This window comes from Burkholderia sp. COPS (genome assembly GCF_019425585.1).
In the GTDB taxonomy this organism is placed as follows: domain Bacteria; phylum Pseudomonadota; class Gammaproteobacteria; order Burkholderiales; family Burkholderiaceae; genus Burkholderia; species Burkholderia cepacia.
In genome coordinates this window covers 60,286-80,296 of sequence record NZ_WIXR01000035.1, presented here as the reverse complement: position 1 = coordinate 80,296, position 20,011 = coordinate 60,286, and the positions used below count along the sequence as shown (strand labels likewise).

General features: G+C 68.6%; 20 protein-coding genes. 13 read left to right on the top strand and 7 right to left on the bottom strand.

Annotated features, from left to right (window positions below):
• The 4 genes from FOZ70_RS27185 to FOZ70_RS27170 all read left to right on the top strand — a co-directional run.
• On the top strand, positions 1-403 hold a 403-nt coding region (locus FOZ70_RS27185; RefSeq protein WP_258025735.1), incomplete at its 5' end, for a flagellar assembly protein FliH.
• Positions 397-1,965, top strand: coding sequence for a flagellar protein export ATPase FliI (gene fliI / locus FOZ70_RS27180; protein WP_060229555.1), 1,569 nt, complete (start codon positions 397-399; stop codon positions 1,963-1,965). The genes FOZ70_RS27185 and fliI, both read left to right, overlap by 7 nt.
• 5 nt (positions 1,966-1,970) lie before the next feature.
• Positions 1,971-2,429 (top strand): flagellar export protein FliJ, encoded by a 459-nt coding sequence (gene fliJ / locus FOZ70_RS27175; protein WP_021163734.1) that lies wholly within the window; start codon positions 1,971-1,973, stop codon positions 2,427-2,429.
• Positions 2,430-2,459: 30 nt separating this feature from the next.
• The gene (locus FOZ70_RS27170) at positions 2,460-3,812 is read left to right on the top strand and encodes a flagellar hook-length control protein FliK (RefSeq protein ID WP_219707224.1); all 1,353 of its coding nucleotides are present in this window, start codon (positions 2,460-2,462) and stop codon (positions 3,810-3,812) included.
• A gap of 27 nt (positions 3,813-3,839) precedes the next feature.
• Here the strand turns inward: FOZ70_RS27170 and FOZ70_RS27165 are convergent, their stop codons facing one another.
• Positions 3,840-5,480 (bottom strand): GMC family oxidoreductase N-terminal domain-containing protein, encoded by a 1,641-nt coding sequence (locus tag FOZ70_RS27165; protein ID WP_027788884.1) that lies wholly within the window; start codon positions 5,478-5,480, stop codon positions 3,840-3,842.
• A gap of 725 nt (positions 5,481-6,205) precedes the next feature.
• On the opposite strand from FOZ70_RS27165, the gene FOZ70_RS27160 reads away from it, so the two are divergent.
• A complete protein-coding gene (locus FOZ70_RS27160; protein ID WP_219707223.1) occupies positions 6,206-7,648 on the top strand; it encodes a coniferyl aldehyde dehydrogenase in 1,443 nt (480 codons plus the stop codon).
• An 81-nt stretch (positions 7,649-7,729) separates the two neighbouring features.
• On the opposite strand, the gene FOZ70_RS27155 is transcribed toward FOZ70_RS27160, so the two are convergent.
• Complete coding sequence (locus FOZ70_RS27155) at positions 7,730-8,761, bottom strand: serine/threonine protein kinase (RefSeq protein ID WP_059649485.1); 1,032 nt, start codon at positions 8,759-8,761, stop codon at positions 7,730-7,732.
• Between the two features lie 49 nt (positions 8,762-8,810).
• Positions 8,811-9,023: a hypothetical protein gene (locus tag FOZ70_RS27150; protein ID WP_004198969.1), complete on the bottom strand. Its 213-nt coding sequence runs from the start codon at positions 9,021-9,023 to the stop codon at positions 8,811-8,813.
• 814 nt (positions 9,024-9,837) lie between these two features.
• On the opposite strand from FOZ70_RS27150, the gene FOZ70_RS27145 reads away from it, so the two are divergent.
• Entirely contained in the window at positions 9,838-10,719 is an 882-nt protein-coding gene (locus FOZ70_RS27145) for a DMT family transporter (RefSeq protein WP_219707222.1), read from the top strand.
• Positions 10,720-11,022: 303 nt separating this feature from the next.
• Positions 11,023-11,208 (top strand): hypothetical protein, encoded by a 186-nt coding sequence (locus tag FOZ70_RS27140; protein ID WP_011353526.1) that lies wholly within the window; start codon positions 11,023-11,025, stop codon positions 11,206-11,208.
• A gap of 109 nt (positions 11,209-11,317) precedes the next feature.
• Here FOZ70_RS27140 and mgrA read toward each other — a convergent pair whose 3' ends face one another.
• The gene (mgrA, locus tag FOZ70_RS27135; RefSeq protein WP_021163510.1) at positions 11,318-12,361 is read right to left on the bottom strand and encodes an L-glyceraldehyde 3-phosphate reductase; all 1,044 of its coding nucleotides are present in this window, start codon (positions 12,359-12,361) and stop codon (positions 11,318-11,320) included.
• Between the two features lie 191 nt (positions 12,362-12,552).
• Between mgrA and FOZ70_RS27130 the strand changes: the two genes are divergently transcribed.
• Positions 12,553-12,759, top strand: a complete 207-nt coding sequence (locus FOZ70_RS27130) for a DUF3185 family protein (RefSeq protein ID WP_021163509.1) — start codon at positions 12,553-12,555, stop codon at positions 12,757-12,759.
• Positions 12,760-12,908: 149 nt separating this feature from the next.
• On the opposite strand, the gene FOZ70_RS27125 is transcribed toward FOZ70_RS27130, so the two are convergent.
• Entirely contained in the window at positions 12,909-13,682 is a 774-nt protein-coding gene (locus tag FOZ70_RS27125; protein ID WP_021163508.1) for a phytanoyl-CoA dioxygenase family protein, read from the bottom strand.
• Positions 13,683-14,034: 352 nt separating this feature from the next.
• Here FOZ70_RS27125 and FOZ70_RS27120 point away from each other — a divergent pair, with 352 nt between their 5' ends.
• On the top strand, positions 14,035-14,376 hold the full coding sequence (locus tag FOZ70_RS27120; RefSeq protein WP_021163507.1) for a hypothetical protein: 342 nt from the start codon (positions 14,035-14,037) through the stop codon (positions 14,374-14,376).
• Between the two features lie 130 nt (positions 14,377-14,506).
• Here the strand turns inward: FOZ70_RS27120 and metK are convergent, their stop codons facing one another.
• Positions 14,507-15,694, bottom strand: coding sequence for a methionine adenosyltransferase (gene metK / locus FOZ70_RS27115; RefSeq protein WP_011353531.1), 1,188 nt, complete (start codon positions 15,692-15,694; stop codon positions 14,507-14,509).
• Between the two features lie 265 nt (positions 15,695-15,959).
• On the opposite strand from metK, the gene lpxL reads away from it, so the two are divergent.
• Entirely contained in the window at positions 15,960-16,844 is an 885-nt protein-coding gene (gene lpxL / locus FOZ70_RS27110; protein ID WP_021163506.1) for a lauroyl acyltransferase LpxL, read from the top strand.
• A 30-nt stretch (positions 16,845-16,874) separates the two neighbouring features.
• On the opposite strand, the gene FOZ70_RS27105 is transcribed toward lpxL, so the two are convergent.
• Positions 16,875-17,177: a HigA family addiction module antitoxin gene (locus FOZ70_RS27105; protein ID WP_059710712.1), complete on the bottom strand. Its 303-nt coding sequence runs from the start codon at positions 17,175-17,177 to the stop codon at positions 16,875-16,877.
• A 248-nt stretch (positions 17,178-17,425) separates the two neighbouring features.
• On the opposite strand from FOZ70_RS27105, the gene dapF reads away from it, so the two are divergent.
• Genes dapF through xerC form a run of 3 tightly spaced genes read left to right on the top strand, consistent with a single transcriptional unit; the run spans position 17,426 to position 19,996 of the window.
• A complete protein-coding gene (dapF, locus tag FOZ70_RS27100) occupies positions 17,426-18,295 on the top strand; it encodes a diaminopimelate epimerase (protein ID WP_027788876.1) in 870 nt (289 codons plus the stop codon).
• A gap of 37 nt (positions 18,296-18,332) precedes the next feature.
• Positions 18,333-19,061, top strand: a complete 729-nt coding sequence (locus FOZ70_RS27095) for a DUF484 family protein (protein ID WP_059554751.1) — start codon at positions 18,333-18,335, stop codon at positions 19,059-19,061.
• A 14-nt stretch (positions 19,062-19,075) separates the two neighbouring features.
• A complete protein-coding gene (gene xerC, locus FOZ70_RS27090; RefSeq protein WP_042972630.1) occupies positions 19,076-19,996 on the top strand; it encodes a tyrosine recombinase XerC in 921 nt (306 codons plus the stop codon).
• Positions 19,997-20,011: the final 15 nt, after the last annotated feature.

Sequence of the window (20,011 nt, the reverse complement as noted above, 5' to 3'; positions counted from 1 at the left end):
GCAGCTCGCGGCGCTCGCCGCGTCGTTCCGCGAGGCCGTATCGAGCGTCGAGCACGATCTGGCCGCCGACATCGCGCAGCTCGCGCTCGACATCGCGCAACAGGTCGTGCGCCAGCACGTGAAGCACGACCCGGCCGCGCTCGTCGCAGCCGTGCGCGACGTGCTCGCGGCCGAACCCGCGCTGTCCGGCGCGCCGCATCTCGCGGTGAATCCGGCCGACCTGCCCGTCGTCGAAGCCTATCTGCAGGACGATCTCGATACGCTCGGCTGGAACGTGCGCACCGACGCGTCGATCGAGCGCGGCGGCTGCCGCGCGCACGCCGCGACCGGCGAGGTCGACGCGACGCTGCCCACGCGCTGGCAGCGCGTCGCCGCCGCGATCGGCAAGGTGAGCACGTGGTGACGCGGCCGCCCGAAGCGCTCGCGCACGACGGCCTGACGCCGCTCGAACGCGAGCTCGCGCTCGCGTCGTTCGGCCCCGACGCCGCACACGACACTCATGACGCACACCCGCACGGTGCCGCCGCAGCGGCCGACGCTTCCGGCGCCACGCCGCCCGCCGGGCACGCGCCGCGCGCGCCGCACAACCCGCATCTCACGCACTGGCGCACGCACCTGAACGGCCTCGCCGCGCGCAGCCACCGCGCGCTGCCGCTGCGCCCGTGCGGCCGCCTGACGCGCGCGGCCGGCCTCGTGCTCGAGGCGATCGGGCTGCGCCTGTCGGTCGGCGCCGAATGCACGATCGAACTGCCGCCCGGCAGCACGCTGCCGCACGCGGAAGCGGAAGTCGTCGGCTTCGCCGGCGACCGCCTGTTCCTGATGCCGACCACCGACGTCGCCGGCGTGCTGCCCGGTGCGCGCGTCTGGCCCCGCGAAACCGCACCGGTGGCCGATCCGCTCGCGGGCGCGAAGCGTTTGCCGGTCGGCTGGGAGATGCTCGGGCGCGTCGTCGACGCGTCGGGCCGCCCGCTCGACGGCCTCGGCCCGCTCGCGTCGAAGGTCGACGCGCCGCTGTCGGCGCCGTCGATCAACCCGCTCGAGCGCGAACCGATCCACCACGTGCTCGACGTCGGCGTGCGTGCGATCAACGCGCTGCTCACCGTCGGCCGCGGCCAGCGGATGGGCCTGTTCGCCGGCTCCGGCGTCGGCAAGTCGGTGCTGCTCGGCACGATGGCGCGCTACACGAGCGCGGAAGTGATCGTGATCGGGCTGATCGGCGAACGCGGCCGCGAAGTGAAGGAGTTCATCGAACAGATCCTCGGCGAGGACGGGCTCGCACGCTCGGTCGTCGTCGCGGCGCCGGCCGACGTATCGCCGCTGCTGCGGATGCAGGGCGCGGCCTATGCGACGTCGCTCGCCGAGTATTTCCGCGACCAGGGCAAGCACGTGCTGCTGCTGATGGATTCGCTGACGCGCTACGCGATGGCGCAGCGCGAGATCGCGCTCGCGATCGGCGAGCCGCCCGCGACCAAGGGTTACCCGCCGTCGGTGTTCGCGAAGCTGCCGGCGCTCGTCGAGCGCACCGGCAACGGGCCGGAGGGCGGCGGCTCGATCACCGCGTTCTACACGGTGCTGACCGAAGGCGACGACCAGCAGGACCCGATCGCCGATTCGGCGCGCGCGATCCTCGACGGCCACGTCGTGCTGTCGCGTGCGCTTGCCGAGGCCGGCCACTATCCGGCGATCGACATCGAGGCGTCGATCAGCCGCGCGATGACCGCGCTGATCGACGAAACGCATCTCGACCACGTCCGGCAGTTCAAGCAGATGCTGTCGCGCTACCAGCGCAATCGCGACCTGATCGCGGTCGGCGCGTACGCGCCCGGCCGCGACGCGCAGCTCGACCGCGCGATCGCGCTCTATCCGCGCATCGAGGCGTTCCTCCAGCAGGGCTTTCGCGAATGCGCGCCGTTCGCGTCGAGCCTCGCCGGGCTCGATGCACTGTTCGACGCTTACGGAGGCTGATCCAGATGGCTCACGGCTTTCCCCTTCAGTTGCTGCTCGACCGCGCGCAGGACGACCTCGACTCGGCCGCGAAGCAGCTCGGCACCGCGCAGCGCGACCGCACCGCGGCCGCCGAGCAGCTCGACGCGCTGCTGCGCTACCGCGACGAATACCACGCGCGCTTCTCGCAATCCGCCCAGCACGGGATGCCGGCCGGCAACTGGCGCAATTTCCAGGCGTTCATCGACACGCTCGACGCCGCGATCGCGCAGCAGCGCAGCGTGCTGGCCGCGGCCGAAGTCCGTATCGACGAAGCACGCCCGAACTGGCAACAGAAGAAACGCACCGTCGGCTCGTATGAAATCCTGCAGGCGCGCGGCGTCGCGCAGGAAGCGAAGCGCGAAGCCCGGCGCGAGCAGCGCGATGCCGACGAACACGCCGCGAAGATCCTGCGCATGCGGGCCGACGCGGCCCGTTCGTCGTAACCGACCACCGCATTCGAACGAGAGAACGTCATGCCTCCCCTGCCCCTGCTCGGCGCGCTGCTCGACACCGCCGGCACCGCAATCCAGGCCGCCCGCGGCTCGGGCTCATCCGGCACCGCCGCCGGCAACGATGCCACGGCCGCCGTGCCGTTCGCGCAGACGCTGAAGCAAAGCGTCGTCACGCGTCGCGATTCGTCGAATGCCGACGTGCCGGATGCTTCGACGAAACAGGCTTCGTCGAAGTCGGCCGCCGGCACGAAGCCGTCCGCGACCGATGACGACGACGCAACCGACGATACGACCACGAACGCCGCCGCCAACCCCGACGCCGCCGCGCTCGCGGCCGCCGCGGCCGTGCAGGCGCAACTGCAGGCGCGCATGGACAACGCGGCGCCGGTCGATCCGGCTGCCGCCGCCGCCGCGGCACAAAAGGCGGCCGTGTCCGGCCAGCCCGACGCCACGGCCACGCTGGCGGATCACGCGGCCACGGACGCCGCCGCGGCCGCCCAGCCGGCCGCGACCGCGTCGGGCCGCGATGCGCTGCAGACCGCGCTCGACAGGCTGACGGGCGGCTCCGGCGCGATCGCGATACCCGCGGCCGGCGCAACCACGTCGGCATCGGCGCCGGCATCGACCGCATCGACCGGCGCCACCGCACCGCTGACACCGAAGGTCCCGACCTTCGACCGCACCCTCGCCGACGCGAAGGGGGCGCTCGCGACCCAGCAAACGCCGGCGCAGGCCACCGCGCAGGCGCTGCAGGCCAACGCGAACGCGCAGTCGGGCGAGCAGCACGCGCTCGCGGCAGCCGGCGACGCGACGGATCCGGCCGCCAGCGCGACGCTCGCGGCCGGTGCAACGGCGGCCGCCGCGACACAGGCGAACCTGCAGTTGTCGCCGGCCGCGGGCGCGATCGCCGCGGCGAACGCGCACGTGCTCGCCCCGCACGTCGGCACCCCGGACTGGACGGACGCGCTGAGCCAGAAGGTCGTGTTCCTGTCGAATGCGCACCAGCAGAGCGCCGAGCTGACGCTCAACCCGCCCGATCTCGGGCCGCTGCAGGTCGTGCTGCGTGTCGCGGACAATCACGCGCACGCGCTGTTCGTGTCGCAGCACGCGCAGGTGCGCGACGCGGTCGAAGCCGCGCTGCCGAAGCTGCGCGAAGCGATGGAATCGGGCGGGCTCGGCCTGGGCAGCGCGACCGTCAGCGACGGCGGCTTCGCTTCGCAGCAGCAGAACCCGCAATCGTCCTTCGCCGGCGGGCAGTCGTCGCGGCGCGGGAGCGGCGGATCGTCAGCCGTCGATGCACCGGTCGACGCTGCGCAATCCGCACCGGTCGCCGCGAGCGTGAGCCGCGCCGGCCTCGTCGATACGTTTGCCTGAGCATGACTGCCCGCGTGCGCGCGCCGCTCAGCGGCCGTGCACCGCGGCAGCCGCCTCGCCGCGCGACACACCGCCCTTGCGCGCCGCGACGATGAAGTCCGCCGCGCGTTCGCCGATCATCACCGACGGCGCATTCGTGTTCCCGCCGACCAGCGTCGGCATCACCGACGCGTCCACCACGCGCAATCCTTCGACGCCGCGCACGCGCAGTTGCGGATCGACGACCGCGTGCGCGTCCGACCCCATCCGGCAGGTGCCGACCGGGTGGTAGATCGTGTCGGCATGCTCGACGATCGTCTTGCGCAGCTCCGCTTCGCTCTGGTCCGCCCGCGTGTACAGCTCGCGCCCGCCCTGCGACGCGAGCGGCGCCTGCGACAGGATTCTGCGCATCGCCTGCGTGCCCCGCACGAGCAGGTCGAGATCGCGCGAATCGCTGAAGAAGCGCGGATCGATCAGCGGTGCGTCACGCGCATCGCCGGTCGCGAGCGTCACCGTGCCGCGGCTGAACGGCCGCAGCGCACACACGTGCAGCGAATAGCCGAAGCCCCAGTGCATCTTGCGGTTGTGGTCGTCCACGAGCGCCGTGCAGAAATGCAGCTGCAGGTCGGGGCGCTCGAGCGACGGATCGCTCTTGATGAAGCCGCCGGCCTCCGCGACGTTGCTCGTCATCATCCCGGTGCGGCTCGAGAAATAGCGCGCGAGCGCGGGCGTCATCTTCGCGATCCCGCGCAGGCACACGCCGACCAGTTCCGACGAATTCACGCGCGTGTTGATGATGAAGTCGATATGGTCGATCAGGTTCGTGCCGACGTCCGGCGCATCCTGCACGACCGCGATTCCGTGCCGGCGCAGTTGCTCGGCCGGGCCGATTCCCGAGCACATCAGCAGTTGCGGCGAATTGAACGCGCCGGCCGACAGGATCACTTCCGCGCGCGCGTCGAGCGTCTCGACGCGCCCGTTGCGCGCGACCGCGACGCCGGCCGCGCGCTTGCCGTCGAACGTGACGCGCAGCACCGTCGCATCGGTGATCACGTGCAGGTTCGGCCGGTTGCGGCCGTAGATATACGCACGCGCGACGCTGCAGCGCGAGCCGTCGCGGTGCGTGACCTGATAGAAGCCGACGCCTTCCTGCGTCGCGCCGTTGAAGTCGTCGTTCAGCGGATAACCGGCCGCATGCGCGGCCTGGATGAATCGTTCGGAGAACGGATTGCGAAAGCGCAGATCCGACACCGACAGCGGGCCGTCCGCGCCGTGCCACGCATCGGCGCCACGTTCGTTGCCTTCCGCGCGCCGGAAATACGGCAGCACGTCCTGCCAGCCCCAGCCCGTCGCGCCGAGCTGCGCCCATTCGTCGTAGTCGCCCGGGTGGCCGCGCGTGTAGATCATCGCGTTGATCGCGCTCGAGCCGCCCATCCCGCGCCCGCGCGGCTGGTAGCCGCGCCGCCCGCCGAGGCCCGGCTGCGGCACCGTCTCGTAGCCGTAGTTCGTGCCGAGCTTGAACGGTACCAGCGCCGCGATGCCGACCGGCATGTTGACGAGCAGGTTGCGCTCCGTATGCGAGCCGGCCTCGATCAGCGCGATCGTCGCATCGGGGCAGGCATCGGCGAGACGGCCTGCCAGGCTCGACCCGCCCGACCCGCCGCCTACGATGATGTAGTCGTATTGCATGTCACATCTCCGTCGTCTCATGGAAGGCGCCCGGCACCGCCGCGCGACCACGTCTTTGTAGTGTTCGGGCATTGTAGGAATCGCCACCGTGCGCGCGGCGCGCGGATTCAAGAGCGATTCCTCTAAACGCTCGCGTGAACTAAATTTAAGATGTATCGAATCGCTTTGCGCGACGCGCCGGCCACGAGAAGCCGATCCGTCGCGAAACGGGAGAGACGACGATGCAGCGCCAGGTTCTGCAGGCCGCGTGCCGACCGGGTTGTCCGGATGCGATGCGCGCAGCCCGCATTTCATTTCAAACGGCTGCCCGCGCGGAGATGCCCCGCGTCATGCGCGCAGTCGATCGAAATCGAACGGCACGCGTCGTCGCCGACCGTTTGGACGGTTTGTCGCCGCGGCGGCCCGATGCGCCGCGGCATGGTTGGACGGCCCCGTCGCGCCGCCCCGCTTCGGTGTGCAGGCGGGCGGTCGCGCCGCGGCGTCGCGCGCCCGGCAACGGTTGCATCGCACTGCATGCCCACGCGCCGCAACACGGTTTCCGGATGCACATACCGTCGCGTGGATGCGACGCCCGCTGCACGCATGAACCGGTTTTCGAGCACACGTCGCATCCGGCCCCGCGCCGCGCGACACGCACCACCCCGATCCGCGTCGCCGCGCTCGCCGAGCGTGCGCGTGCGGCGTGACGGCCGGCCGACCAGCCAGGCCCAACTGGAGGAGACGACATGAAGAACGACCTGCCCGAACTGGCCCCGCAAGCGCTGCCGTCGGTCGATGCACTGACGTCGCTGCTGCGCGACCAGCGCGCGGCCTACCTGCGCGCACCGTACCCGGCTTGGGAAACGCGCGTGCAGCACTTGCGCGCGCTGCGCACGATGCTGATCGACCACGCGGACGCACTCGCCGAGGCAATCAGCGCCGATTTCGGTCATCGCGCGAAGCAGGAAGTGCTGCTGTCGGAAATCTGGATGGCGAAGGAAGAGATCGACGACGCGCTCAAGCACGGCAAGCGCTGGATGAAACCGATCCGCAAGCCGATGAACAAGTGGCTGCGCCCGGCGCGCGCGAAGGTGATTCCGCAGCCTCTCGGCGTGGTCGGCATCGTCGTACCGTGGAACTACCCGGTGCTGCTCGCGGCCGGCCCGCTGATCTGCGCGCTCGCGGCCGGCAACCGCGCGATCATCAAGATGTCCGAACTGACGCCGCGCACGTCGGCACTGTTCGAGCAGCTCATTGCGAAGACCTTCACGCGCGACCACGTCGCGGTCGTGAACGGCGATGCCGAAGTGGGCGCCGCGTTCAGCGGCTTGCCGTTCGATCATCTGCTGTTCACCGGTTCGACGCACGTCGGCCGCCACGTGATGCGCGCGGCCGCCGACAACCTCACGCCCGTCACGCTCGAACTCGGCGGCAAGTCGCCGGCCATCGTCGGGCCGAACGCGCGCTTCGATGCGGCGGTCGACGCGATCGTCGCGGGCAAGACGCTGAACGCGGGCCAGACCTGCATCGCGCCCGACTACGTGCTGCTGCCGCGCGGGATGGAAGCCGCGTTCATCGAGCGCGCGCGGGCACGGTTCGCGAAGATGTACCCCGACCTGTCGGCCAACGGCGACTACACGACGATCGTGTCGCCGCGCCACTACGCCCGGCTGCAGCAGCTCGCCAGCGAGGCGCAGGCGGCCGGCGCGCAGCTGCATCCGCTGTCCGACGCGCAATCCGATCCTGCATCGCGCCGCTTCGTGCCGTGCGCGGTCACGCAGGTGCCGGCCGCGTCGCAGCTGATGCAGGAGGAAATCTTCGGGCCGCTGCTGCCGCTCGTGCCGTACGAGCGGCTCGACGAAGCGATCGCATACGTGAATGCGCGCCCGCGTCCGCTCGCGCTCTACCTGTTCGACGAGGACGGCGGCACGATCGACCGCGTGATGCGCGAAACGATCTCGGGCGGCGTGTCGATCAACGAAACGCTGATGCACATCGCGTGCGGCAGCCTGCCGTTCGGCGGGGTCGGTGCGAGCGGCATGGGCGCGTATCACGGCTACGACGGCTTCGTGACGTTCTCGAAGATGAAGCCGGTACTCACGCAGGCGCGCCTGAACGCGCGCAACCTGCTCGCGCCGCCGTACGGCAAGCGCTTCGCCGCGCTGATCAAGCTGATGATGAAGTTCTGAACGGACGGGATCGAACGGGCCGCGCGCATCGCGCGGCGGCCCGCACCGGCAGGCCGCGCGGCGCCGGTGCCGCGCGCGCCGTCATACGGGCCAGAGCGGCCCTTCCTGCATCGCGCCGATCTGCTCGCGCAACTCGAGCACGCGTGCTTCCCAGTAGCGGTGCGTGTTGAACCACGGGAATGCGGCGGGGAAGGCGGGATCGTCCCAGCGCCGCGCGAGCCATGCCGCGTAGTGGATCAGCCGCAACGTGCGCAGCGCTTCGACGAGATGCAACTCGCGCGGCTCGAATTCGCAGAAATCCTCGTAGCCGGCCAGCAGGTCCGCGAGCGCCCGCGACGCACCTTCGCGATCGCCCGGCAGCAACAGCCACAGATCCTGGATCGCGGGCGCCATCCGGCTGTCGTCGAAGTCGACGAAGTGCGGGCCGGCATCGGTCCACAGCACGTTGCTCGGATGACAGTCGCCGTGCGTGCGCAGCAGGCGGATCTCGCCCGCCCGCTCGAACGCGGCCTCGACGCCTTCGAGCGCGAGCGTCACGGCGGTCTCGTACGCGGACCGCACATCGACCGGAATGAAATCGTGCGCGAGCAGGTAGTCGCGCGGCTCATAGCCGAACGTACCGATATCGAGCACGGGACGCGCGACATACGGCTGCGTCGCACCGACCGCATGGATCCGGCCGATGAAGCGGCCGAGCCATTCGAGCGTGTCGCTGCGGTCGAGGTCAGGCGCGCGTCCGCCGCGCCGCTCGAAGATCGAGAAGCGGAAACCGTCGAACGCATGCAGCGTGCGACCGTCGAATGCGCGCGCGGGCACCGCCGGGATCTCGCGCGCGGCGAGCTCGGCGACGAACGCGTGTTCCTCGAGGATCGCTTCGTCCGACCAGCGGGCCGGACGGTAGAACTTCGCGACGACCGGCGGACCGTCTTCGATGCCCACCTGATACACGCGGTTTTCGTAGCTGTTGAGCGCGAGCAGGCGCCCGTCGGTGCGCAGGCCGGCCGGCATCAACACGCTGTCGAGCGCGTCGAGCACGCACTCGGGCGTGAGTCCGGCGAACGGCGGGCCGGCAGGAGAAGCGGGAGCGGAAGTGACGTCTTTCATGCCCCGCATTGTGCCGCCAGCCGGGCCGAAAGACGAGCGCCCGGTGCGGCGTATGCGCTCAGTGAAGCGCCGCGCCGGCCGGCAGCACGGATTCGCCGGTGTCGATCAGGTCCTCGAGAAAGAACGGCTCGGTGTTGAGTTCCTTCGACTCGCCCGGTACGCCCGCGTACCAGGTCACCATGGCCATGTCGCCCAGGATGCGCTGGACGATGCCGCGTGCGCCCTTCGGCACAGCGATATGGGTAGTGCAGACAATCGACCCGACATGCATGATGGTTCCCCACTCTTGACTCTTGAAACCCGGCTCGGTGACGAGCCGGCAAATGCACGATCCGCGCGCTCTCGTCGGAGCGTTGCGCGTAATCCCATTGTTCACGGTTTATCGAAGCGCGAAAAGAAGAAGAAGCAGGCGAAGTGCCGCGAATTCGTCGAATGTCTCCAATCAACCACTGCGCCGGACAGGCGCTTGCCCGCCCGGTTACCCCCATCATACCCTGTCGAATGTGACTGCCCGCCGAATCCGCGTCGGCACCGCGACGCGCCCGTGACGCATGCCGCGCGCGCGTCGCGGGCCGGTGCCGCATCACCGGGAAGTTTCGCGCGAACGCCGTGGCCGATCGACGCCGCGCCGTCATCGCCTTCCCCGTACCTCGAACGCAACCGGCACGACGACGGTTGCGCACGCACCGCCCGCATTGCCGCGTGCTTCACCGCGCGCCGTGCTGCGTCATGCGATGCCGCCGACAGTGGTTGCGTCCGATGCCGGCCTTGCGGTACCTTTGATGCTCATTCGCGTTCCAGCGCATTCCGATCCGATGCATCCGCTCACGTCCGCCCTTGCAAAATCCCGGCCGCAGTTCGACTCGCGGCCGCAGGCGTGCGCGCATCCGTCGGTTCTTCCTCCTCCTGTCGCACCGCCGCTCGTCGGCGCCGCGCCGCCCCCTCCGGCGGCACGCGCCGGCTGACCAGCCGGCTTCCGTTTCGTCTTCCATTCGCCCGCAGGCTTGCATTCGTGCGTCGTGACGCACGGCTCGCTGCTGCGCGCGCGAATGGAACGTTCCGATCCGTTCGACAGGTGGATTCACATGGTTTCGTTCAAACGCGCGCTCGCCGCGCATGGTGCGACGTCGCTCTTCGTGCTGCTGTGGAGCAGCGGCGCGATCTTCGCTGAACTCGGTCTGCGTCACGCATCCGCGTTCGTCTTTCTCACCGCACGTTTCGCTCTTGCATCGCTCGTGCTGCTCGGGCTGGCTTTCGTGCGCAAACGCTGGCTGCCGCCGCGCGGCGAACGGCGCATGGCCGCGCTGACCGGCTTGCTGATGATGGGCGGCTATTCGATCTTCTACCTGCTCGCGCTCGAACGCGGGATCGCGCCGGGTGTGCTCGCCACGATCCTCGGCGTGCAGCCGATCCTCACGCTCGCGCTCGTCGAGCGACGCTGGCAGCCCGTGCGCATCGCGGGGCTCGCGCTGTCGCTCGCCGGCCTCGCGCTCGTCGTGTGCCGCGGCGTGGGCGACGGCGGCCTGTCGCTCGCGGGCATCGCGTGCGGGCTCACCGCGCTCGTCGCGCTGACCGCCGGCTCGCTGCTGCAAAAGCGCGTGCGGGCGGCGCCCGCCGACGTGCTGCCGTTGCAGAATGCGATCGGTCTCGCGCTGTGCGTGGCGATCGTGCCGTTCCGGCCGGTGTCGCTCGACATGAGCTGGGCATTCGCGATCCCGCTGCTGTGGCTCGGCATCGTGATTTCGGTGATCGCGCAACTGCTGTTCTACCGGTTGATGCAGCGCGGCGATCTCGTCAATGTGACGAGCCTGTTCTATCTCGTGCCCGTCGTCACCACGCTGATGGATGCCGTGTGGCTCGGCAACCGGCCCGAGCCGCTCGCGCTCGCGGGCATGGGCGCGATCATCGCGGGGCTCGCGCTCGTGTTTCGCGCGCCGGCTACCCGCGTGCAACCCGACCGCGCATGAGCGGGCGTGCCGCCGCGCCCGCGGGTGCGGCGGCACGCACCGGACACATGCGACGAATCCGCAGAAATCGAAAGGCACGGGAAAGTTGTGCGCAAGGCGTTCGTCTGACTTGCGGGGAAAATGCGTGATACGCCGGGCATTCCGCTGATTTTTAATGGTTCGGATAGCGAAAAGCGCTGCCGGTTGCCTATACTCGAATTGACCGGCCCACTCGCAATCGGGTCGCGACCCATACTAGAAACACCCGGCATGGGGCCGGAGTAAGCGCTGAAGCGCTAACTCCGGCCGACACTGGAGACACGCATGACAACCTACTTCACGATCGGCGACTTCATCCTGTTGATTCCGATGGCGCTGGCCGGAGCGCTATTTCTCGGCGCGGTGCCGTGCGCAACCGAATTCCGCCACAACTTGCTACGCGTACTGGGCGTCATCCTCGGCGTCGGCGTCGCGGTATTGCTCGTCGAAGGCCTGCCTGCGCTGATCTAGCGGCGCACCACCCGTGCGTGCCGTGCATCGCTGCACCGCAGCGATGCGACAGGCGCACGCGAGCCATTGATACGACATGCGATGTTTCGCATGCCGTATCGACCGCCGGTCAGATCGCCTGATCGGTGGACGGCTTTTCCCACAGGTTGATGCCGCCTTCCGTCGCGTAACGATCGATCTCCGCGAGTTCCTCCGCCGAGAATTCGAGGTGCTTCAGCGCACCGACGTTTTCACGCACCTGCTCCGCACGGCTCGCGCCGATCAGTGCGGACGTCACGCGGCCGTTGCGCAGCACCCACGCGAGCGCCATCTGCGCAAGGCTCTGCCCGCGCCGCTCGGCGATCGCGTTGAGCTTGCGCACGTGCTCGAGGTTGTCCGCGCTCAGGTGATCCTGCTTCAGCGAGCCGCCGCCCGGCTTGTTCACGCGCGCGTCGGCCGGCACGCCGTTCAGGTACTTCGACGTGAGCAGCCCCTGCGCGAGCGGCGTGAACGCGATGCTGCCCGTGCCGATCTCGTCGAGCGTGCCGAGCAGCTCGGTTTCGACCCAGCGATTCAGCAGGTTGTACGACGGCTGATGGATCAGCAGCGGCACCTTGTACTGCGCGAGCAGCTCGGCCATCTCGCGCGTCTTCGCCGCCGAATACGACGAAATGCCGATATAGAGCGCCTTGCCCTGCTGCACGGCCGACGCGAGCGCGCCCGCCGTTTCCTCGAGCGGCGTGTGCGCGTCGAAACGGTGCGAATAGAAGATGTCGACGTAGTCGAGCCCCATCCGCTGCAGGCTCTGGTCGAGGCTCGCGAGCACGTACTTGCGCGACCCGCCGCCGCTGCCGTACGGCCCCGGCCACATGTCCCAGCCGGCCTTCGTCGAGATCAGCAACTCGTCGCGATACGGCCGGAAATCCTCCTTCAGCAGCCGGCCGAAGTTGGTTTCGGCACTGCCGTACGGCGGCCCGTAGTTGTTCGCGAGATCGAAGTGGTTGATGCCGAGGTCGAACGCGGTGCGCAGGATTTCGCGCTGCGTCGAGATCGGCGTCGAGTCGCCGAAGTTGTGCCACAGGCCGAGCGACAGCGCGGGCAGTTTGAGCCCGGATTTGCCACAGGTGCGGTATTGCATGTCGGCATAACGTTCGGAAGCTGCTTCGTAGGCCATGAGTCTGTTCCGTCAGGACATCGGGGGAAAGGTCGCGCTTGCCGCGCACACGGCGCGGCGACGGCGAAGGAGTCATACGACGACTATGGTAGCGAAAGCGGCCGGATCGCGCACGGCGGCACGGCGATGGACGCGGCCGCGGTCGTCGCCTACACTGCGGCGTCTCGAATCACCGTTTCAGCGAGGTTGGTATGTCCCGGGTCATCTCGGTTGCACTGCTCGTCGGCGGCGTCGTGCTGCTGTATTTCGGCGGCCAGTCGTTCCATTCGATCAACGACAACGTGTCGCGCTTCTTCACCGGTTCGCCCGCGACGAAGACGATCCTGCTGATCGCGGGCGGCGCCGTCGCATCGTTCATCGGCCTGATCGGCCTCGCGATGCCGGGCAACAAACGCTGATCGCGCCGCCGCGCGATGCACACACGGCCCGCGTCGTGCGACCGGGCCGCGCCAAACGAAACGGGCGGCCAGGCCGCCCGTTGCTTCATCTGCCGGCGATGCACCGCATCGTGTGACCGCGGTGGTGTCACCGCCCGTCCGGTCCGAGCCTAGAACTGCACTTCCGGTTTCGACGCCGAGCGCGTGCCGGGTAGCGGCCGGTTGCTCGCGCCGTGATAGGTGTACACGAGCGAGAACTTCACCTGGTCGGAGCGGTTCTGTCCGGCCGAATGCAGCGTGTTGCAGTGGAAGAACACCACGTCGCCCGTCTGCAGCGACGGGCACGTGGCCGCATCGATCATCTTCCGGTTCGCCGGCAGGTCGCTGCGGAAGAACTTCGCATCGTCGAACGCTTCGGGCCCGAATTCGGCCGTATGCGACCCCGGCACGAGCCACAGTGCGCCGTTCTCGTTCGTTTCCGGCCCGAGCGCGAGCCACACCGACACCATGTCCGGGCGCTCGAACGACCAGTAGCGGAAATCGCGATGCCAGCCGGTCAGGCTGCCGTACGCGGGATGCTTCGTCATCATGCAGTTGTGATGCGCGCGCGACAGCACCGGTTCTTCGCCGAAATACTCGCGCATCCACGCACCGATTTCGGGTGCGATCGCGCGCTCGGCGAACGCCGGATCGCGTGAATACGCATCGAGCAGCCGCCGCACCGTATGCCCGCCCGGCGCATGCTTGGACTCGGGCGCGCCCGGGTAGCGCAGATCCGCCTCGAACTCGATCGGCTCGGCCGCCTCCCGCAACTGGCGCTCCGCGATCTGCCTGAGCGCCGCGCACTGCGCTTCGCCGACGAGGCCACGCGCGACGACAAAGCCGCGCTCGCGCAATTCCGCGACTTGCGCGCGGATCGATTCCGACTGCAATGGAGACGACATGGGATGCCAGACGTTTATTGTGTGAATGTGACGATTGTAAATCGGCGCCGGATGCCGCGAACAGCACCATTGTCGTACGCAGGGGCATGCCAATCGCGGATTTGATCCGGCTCAAGGGAACTGTTCGTCGCGGCACCTGCCTCACCGACAGGCGGTATGCGGCACACGCCTTGTGGCACAAGGGTTTATCGCGACTTTTGCCCGTCATGAATCCCCTGTAGCCTGTCGCGGCCTGTCAATTCTGGCGGGCGCGGCGCGCAGCGAGTTTCAGTAAGATCCGTTGCGTCATCCGAGGCCGTTCATACCAGTGCGCTCTCCAGGGCGCCATCCATACAAGCGAAGCATCGTTCACATGCCATTCCGTCTGACTTCCCGTCTCAGCCGCGCTGCGAAGCGCGTCGTGCCGACCGCTCCTGCCCGCTCGCTGCGCCATCACCGCGCACGCACGCAGGCGCTGGCCGAGCGCACGCCCGCACACAGCCGGCTGGACGGTATCCGTGCGTGGTTCCACGCATTTTTCTCGATGATGAGTGCACAGGCGTTCTCGCGCCGTGCCGGCCTGCGCTCCCTGCTGCAGAAACCGTCGTCGCTGCGCGCGCTCGCGCTGCGCCGCACGCTCGGGCCGCAGCGCCGCGTCAACCGTCCGCGCCGCCTCGCGGCCAGCAACGGCTGGTTCGGGTTCGGCGCGCGCTGAGCGCACGCCGGCGGGCACCGCGCGCGACGATCGCCGTCGCGCCATTGTTCGTTTGTCCGATTGCCCCGACGATCGGAACCCATAAAAAAACCCCGGCTAGCCGGGGTTTTTCATTTCAGGCGAACGAAGCTTACGCGACGCGTGCCGTCGGCTCGACGCCGGCCGCTTCGGCCAATGCGAGCGCCTTGTCGGTCGCTTCCCACGAGAATTCCGGCTCTTCGCGGCCGAAGTGGCCGTAAGCAGCCGTCTTCTCGTAGATCGGGCGCAGCAGGTCGAGCATCTTGATGATGCCCTTCGGACGCAGGTCGAAATGCTCGCGCACGAGCTTCGTGATCACCGCATCCGACACGCGGCCCGTGCCGAACGTGTTGACCATCACCGAGGTCGGCTCGGCGACGCCGATCGCGTACGACACCTGGATCAGCGCGCGCGACGCGAGGCCGGCGGCGACGATGTTCTTCGCGACGTAGCGGCCTGCGTACGCAGCCGAACGGTCGACCTTCGACGGATCCTTGCCCGAAAACGCGCCGCCGCCGTGCGGTGCGGCACCGCCGTACGTATCGACGATGATCTTGCGGCCGGTCAGGCCGCAATCGCCCTGCGGGCCGCCGATCACGAACCGGCCGGTCGGGTTCACCAGGAACTTGATGTCGCCCTTGATCAGGTCGGCCGGCAGCGTCGGCTTGATGATTTCCTCGATCACGGCTTCGCGCAGCGCGGGCAGTTCGATGTCCGGTGCGTGCTGCGTCGACAGCACGACGGTGTCGATCGAATGCGGCTTGCCGTCGACGTAGCGGACGGTGACCTGCGACTTCGCGTCCGGGCGCAGCCATTGCAGGCGGCCGTCGCGGCGCAGGCTGGCCTGGCGCTCGACGAGACGGTGCGACAGGTAGATCGGCAGCGGCATCAGTTCCGGCGTTTCATCGCACGCGTAACCGAACATCAGGCCCTGGTCGCCCGCGCCCTGATCGAGGTTGTCGTCGTGTGCACGATCGACGCCCTGGGCGATGTCCGGCGACTGCTTGTCGTACGCGACGAGCACCGCGCAACCCTTGTAGTCGATGCCGTAGTCGGTGTTGTCGTAGCCGATGCGCTTGATCGTGTCGCGCGCGATCTGGATGTAGTCGATGTTGGCCGTCGTGGTGATTTCACCGGCCAGGACGACGAGACCCGTGTTGCACAGCGTTTCCGCCGCGACGCGGGAATACTTGTCTTGCTCGAGGATGGCGTCGAGGATCGCGTCCGAGATTTGGTCCGCGACCTTGTCCGGATGGCCTTCGGAGACGGATTCGGACGTGAAGAGATAATCGTTTGCCACTTTTTCAGGCTCCTGTGTGGTTACGGTTGGTTTCACGTAGCCAGCTTCGTTGGGCCTGAAGCGGCGACGCTTTAGCGGATTACCAGGACCGGGTAGCGCGTATGACGCCAACCGGCTTCGCCCCGCAAGTTGTCAGTTAACTCGGCGAAGCCCGTATTATAGCGGCTTTCCTGAATTGTCACAGAGCGCCGCCCGTGCTGCATCTTCCGCTGTCTCACCTACCTGTTCGCAACGCGCCGGCCAGCCGGTCCCACGGAGGTTTCGCATGCTAGGTCGTCTAGGCACGCACCTCGCCATTGGCTTGCTGAAACTGCTCGCCCTGTTGCCGTACGGCCTGACCGCACGGTTCGGCGATGGTCTCGGCTGGCTGCTCTACAAGATCCCCAGCCGGCGAAAACGCATCGTACACACCAATCTGAAACTCTGCTTCCCGGATTGGAGCGACGCACGCCGCGAGGAAGTGGCAGGCCAGCATTTCCGCCATGCGATCCGCAGCTACGTCGAGCGCAGCGTGCAGTGGTTCGGCTCGGAGAAAAAGCTCGCGAAGCTGATCCAGGTCGACAGCGCGGTCGACCTCGACGATCCGGACCTGCCGCCGACGCTGTTCCTCGGCCTGCACTTCGTCGGCATCGAAGCCGGCTCGATCTGGCTGAACCGTTCGCTCCACCGCCGCTGCGGGTCGCTCTACCAGCCGTTCTCGAACGCCGTGCTCGAGGAAGAGGCGAAGAAGGCGCGCGGGCGTTTCGACGCCGAGATGGTCGGCCGCGCGGACAGCGCGCGCGTCGTGCTGCGCTGGCTGCGCGACCGCAAGCCGGTGATGCTCGGCGCCGACATGGATTACGGGCTGCGCAATTCGACGTTCGTCCCGTTCTTCGGCGTGCCCGCGTGCACGCTGACGGCGGTCGGCCGGCTCGCGAAGACGGGCCGCGCGCAGGTCGTGCCGTTCATCGGCGAGGTGCTGCCGAACTACAAGGGTTATCGCCTGAAGGTATTCAAGCCGTGGGATCACTACCCGACGGGCGACGACGATCTCGACGCGCGGCGGATGAACGAATTCCTCGAGGAACAGATCCCGCTGATGCCCGAGCAATACTATTGGGTCCACAAGCGCTTCAAGACGCGCCCGGCCGGCGAGCCGAGCCTGTACTGACCCCGCCGGAAGACGTTCGCAGGCGGGCCGTCACACGCGCGCCCGCGCCCTCGCCACCTTCGGCGCGCCCTTCGCGCGCGCCCGCCACAGATCGTGGGCCGCCTGCTGCGCGAGCCACAGATCGGCCCGCCCCCCGTTTTCCTCGCCGAGCCACGCTTCGAGGCGCAGCGCCATTTCCGGCGAGATGCCGGCATGGCCGTGCAGGATCCGCGACAGTGCGGCACGCGTCACGCCCAGCTGCGACGCGGCCTCGGTGACGGTCAGGCCGAGCGCCGGCAGCACGTCGTCGCGCAGCGTGTCGCCCCGATGGGGCGGATTGAAGATGCGGTTCATGGCTTGAATGAGCTCGCTGGAGGTTGACAGGGCGTATGGCGAAACGTATGGCGAAACAATACGAATCGCCGGGTGGCCTCATCAATTGAACGAGTACGAAAATGCCCGGAACGCCCGCGCAGGACGCCCCTGTCGGCTCCATGTATCATTTGCGGTTGAGATCAGCACGACGAACGAGGCCGCCCGGCATGGCGCGGCGTCGCGCGCGCCGCGCTGACCGCCTTGTTCGCCATGGAAATCCGGACCCAGTGAAACTCTCGTTCACCAAGATGCACGGCGCGGGCAACGACTTCGTCGTGCTCGACGGCTATTCGCGCGCATTGCCGCCGCTCACCGAAGCGCAGGTGCGCGCGCTCGCCAACCGCCACTTCGGCATCGGCGCCGATCAGTTGCTGCTCGTCGAAAAACCGACCGTCGACGGCGTCGATTTCAAGTACCGGATCTTCAATTGCGACGGCGGCGAGGTCGAACATTGCGGCAACGGCGCGCGCTGCTTCGTGAAGTTCGTCAGCGACCGCGGCCTGACCGACAAGCGCAGCGTGCGCGTGCAGGTGATGAAGGGCCTGATCACGCTGACGATGCAGGACAACGGCGAAGTCGTCGTCGACATGGGTGCGCCCGTGTTCGCGCCGGCGCAGGTGCCGTTCGATGCGGCGGGCCTCGACGGCCGCACCGAGGGCCGCGACACGTTGTGGCCGCTCGACGTCGGCGGCGCGACGCGCTGGATCTCGACGGTGTCGATGGGCAACCCGCACGCGGTGCAGATCGTCGACGACGCCGAGGCGTATCCGGTGCTCGAGGAAGGCCCGCTGATCGAGCACCACGCGCGCTTCCCGGAGCGCGTGAACGCCGGCTTCATGCAGATCGTGTCGCGCAGCGAAGTGCGGCTGCGCGTGTACGAACGCGCGGCGGGCGAGACGCTCGCGTGCGGCACCGGCGCGTGTGCGGCGGTCGCGGCCGGCATCCGGCGCGGCCTGCTCGATTCGCCCGTGACCGTGCACACGCACGGCGGCACGCTGACGATCAGCTGGGACGGCGCACGCGACGAAGCTGCCGCGCTGATGATGGCCGGGCCCGCCACGACCGTGTTCGAAGGCGAGATCGACCTGCCCGCCTGACCCTGCAACGTCCTTGATAACTGAACGCTCCAGCCACATGAACGATCGCGAAGTCGCCGACTACCTGCTCGCCAATCCCGAATTCTTCGCGCAGCACGCCGAACTGCTCGCGACGATCCGCCTCGCGAACCCGCACGGCAAGGCCGCGATCTCGCTGCAGGAGCGGCAGATGGAGATGTTGCGCGACAAGAACAAGCATCTCGAGCGCCGGCTCGCCGAACTCGTGCGCTACGGCCACGAGAACGACAGCCTGTCCGCGAAGTTCAGCCGCTGGACCGCCCGCGTGATCGCGGAGCGCGATCCGTACGCGCTGCCGCGCACGATCGCCGACGGCATCGCCGACGTATTCGACGTGCCGCAGACGGCACTGCGCGTGTGGGACGTCGCCGACACCTATTCGCAGGCCGACTTCGCGCGCCAGGTCGGCGAGGAAGTGCGCCTGTTCACGAACGGCCTGTCCACGCCGTACTGCGGTGCGAACACGGGCTTCGAGGCCGCGCAGTGGCTCGCGCCCGCGGTCGCCGCCCCGGCCGCGAATGCGGCGGAAGGCGCGGAAGCCGCGCCGTCTGCCGGCGACGGCTCGGCCGCATCGGTTGCGCTGCTCGCGCTGCGCGCGCCGCTCGCCGGCACCGATGCGCCCGCGTTCGGCCTGCTCGTACTGGGTTCGCCCGACCCGCGCCGCTTCCACGACGGGATGGCCACCGACTTCCTCGCGCAGATCGCAACGCTCGCGAGCGCCGCGCTCACGCGCCTGCTGCCGCACTGAGCCTGCCGCACGCGATGACAGACGATCCGGTCGCCGCCTACCTGTCGAACCTGAAGCACGTCAGGCAGCTGTCGGAGCACACGCTGCGCGCCTACACGCACGAACTCGACGAACTGAAGAAGCTTGCGGCCGGCCGGCCGCTCGAAGTGCTGACGGCCGCCGACATGCGCGGCGCGGTCGCGCGCGCACATTCGGGCGGGCTGTCCGCACGGTCGATCTCGCATCGGCTGTCCGCGTGGCGCGCGTTCTACCGCTGGCTCGCGCAGCGCATCGACATGCCGGCGAACCCGGTCGCCGCGGTGCGCGCGCCGAAACGCCCGAAGACCTTGCCGAAGGCGCTGTCGGTCGACGACGCATCGGCCCTGATGGACGCACCGCTCGCCGGCACGACCGAAGGCATCCGCGATCACGCGATCCTCGAGCTGTTCTATTCGTCGGGGCTGCGCCTCGCGGAGCTGATCGGGCTCGACGTCATGTACACGCAGGCCGACGGCTACCGCTCGGCCGGCTGGCTCGATCTCGCCGAAGCCGAAGTCACCGTGCGCGGCAAGGGCAACAAGGAGCGCAAGGTGCCGGTCGGCCGCAAGGCAATCGATGCGCTGAACGCATGGCTCGCGGTGCGCGGCGAATTCGTGAAACACGATCCGCATCCGCTGTTCGTGTCCGTGCGCGGCAACCGGATGTCGCCGGGCGTCGTGCGCGAGCGCGTGAAGCGCGCGGCGCTCGCCGCGGGCATCCCCGCCAACGTCCATCCGCACGTGCTGCGCCACTCGTTCGCGACGCACGTGCTGCAGTCGAGCGGCGACCTGCGCGCGGTGCAGGAACTGCTTGGCCACGCGAGCGTGTCCGCCACGCAGGTCTATACGTCGCTCGACTTCCAGCATCTCGCGAAGATTTACGACAGCGCGCATCCGCGCGCGAAGAAGCGCGACTGACGCGCGCCCCGTGTT

What these genes read in the sequence shown, in the direction of transcription:
- fliJ (WP_021163734.1), top strand. Translation starts at nt 1,971, where the DNA reads ATGGCTCACGGCTTTCCCCTTCAGTTGCTGCTCGACCGCGCGCAGGAC.
- FOZ70_RS27170 (WP_219707224.1), top strand. Translation starts at nt 2,460, where the DNA reads ATGCCTCCCCTGCCCCTGCTCGGCGCGCTGCTCGACACCGCCGGCACC.
- FOZ70_RS27165 (WP_027788884.1), bottom strand. Translation starts at nt 5,480, where the DNA reads ATGCAATACGACTACATCATCGTAGGCGGCGGGTCGGGCGGGTCGAGC.
- FOZ70_RS27160 (WP_219707223.1), top strand. Translation starts at nt 6,206, where the DNA reads ATGAAGAACGACCTGCCCGAACTGGCCCCGCAAGCGCTGCCGTCGGTC.
- FOZ70_RS27155 (WP_059649485.1), bottom strand. Translation starts at nt 8,761, where the DNA reads ATGCGGGGCATGAAAGACGTCACTTCCGCTCCCGCTTCTCCTGCCGGC.
- FOZ70_RS27150 (WP_004198969.1), bottom strand. Translation starts at nt 9,023, where the DNA reads ATGCATGTCGGGTCGATTGTCTGCACTACCCATATCGCTGTGCCGAAG.
- FOZ70_RS27145 (WP_219707222.1), top strand. Translation starts at nt 9,838, where the DNA reads ATGGTTTCGTTCAAACGCGCGCTCGCCGCGCATGGTGCGACGTCGCTC.
- FOZ70_RS27140 (WP_011353526.1), top strand. Translation starts at nt 11,023, where the DNA reads ATGACAACCTACTTCACGATCGGCGACTTCATCCTGTTGATTCCGATG.
- mgrA (WP_021163510.1), bottom strand. Translation starts at nt 12,361, where the DNA reads ATGGCCTACGAAGCAGCTTCCGAACGTTATGCCGACATGCAATACCGC.
- FOZ70_RS27130 (WP_021163509.1), top strand. Translation starts at nt 12,553, where the DNA reads ATGTCCCGGGTCATCTCGGTTGCACTGCTCGTCGGCGGCGTCGTGCTG.
- FOZ70_RS27125 (WP_021163508.1), bottom strand. Translation starts at nt 13,682, where the DNA reads ATGTCGTCTCCATTGCAGTCGGAATCGATCCGCGCGCAAGTCGCGGAA.
- FOZ70_RS27120 (WP_021163507.1), top strand. Translation starts at nt 14,035, where the DNA reads ATGCCATTCCGTCTGACTTCCCGTCTCAGCCGCGCTGCGAAGCGCGTC.
- lpxL (WP_021163506.1), top strand. Translation starts at nt 15,960, where the DNA reads ATGCTAGGTCGTCTAGGCACGCACCTCGCCATTGGCTTGCTGAAACTG.
- FOZ70_RS27105 (WP_059710712.1), bottom strand. Translation starts at nt 17,177, where the DNA reads ATGAACCGCATCTTCAATCCGCCCCATCGGGGCGACACGCTGCGCGAC.
- FOZ70_RS27095 (WP_059554751.1), top strand. Translation starts at nt 18,333, where the DNA reads ATGAACGATCGCGAAGTCGCCGACTACCTGCTCGCCAATCCCGAATTC.
- xerC (WP_042972630.1), top strand. Translation starts at nt 19,076, where the DNA reads ATGACAGACGATCCGGTCGCCGCCTACCTGTCGAACCTGAAGCACGTC.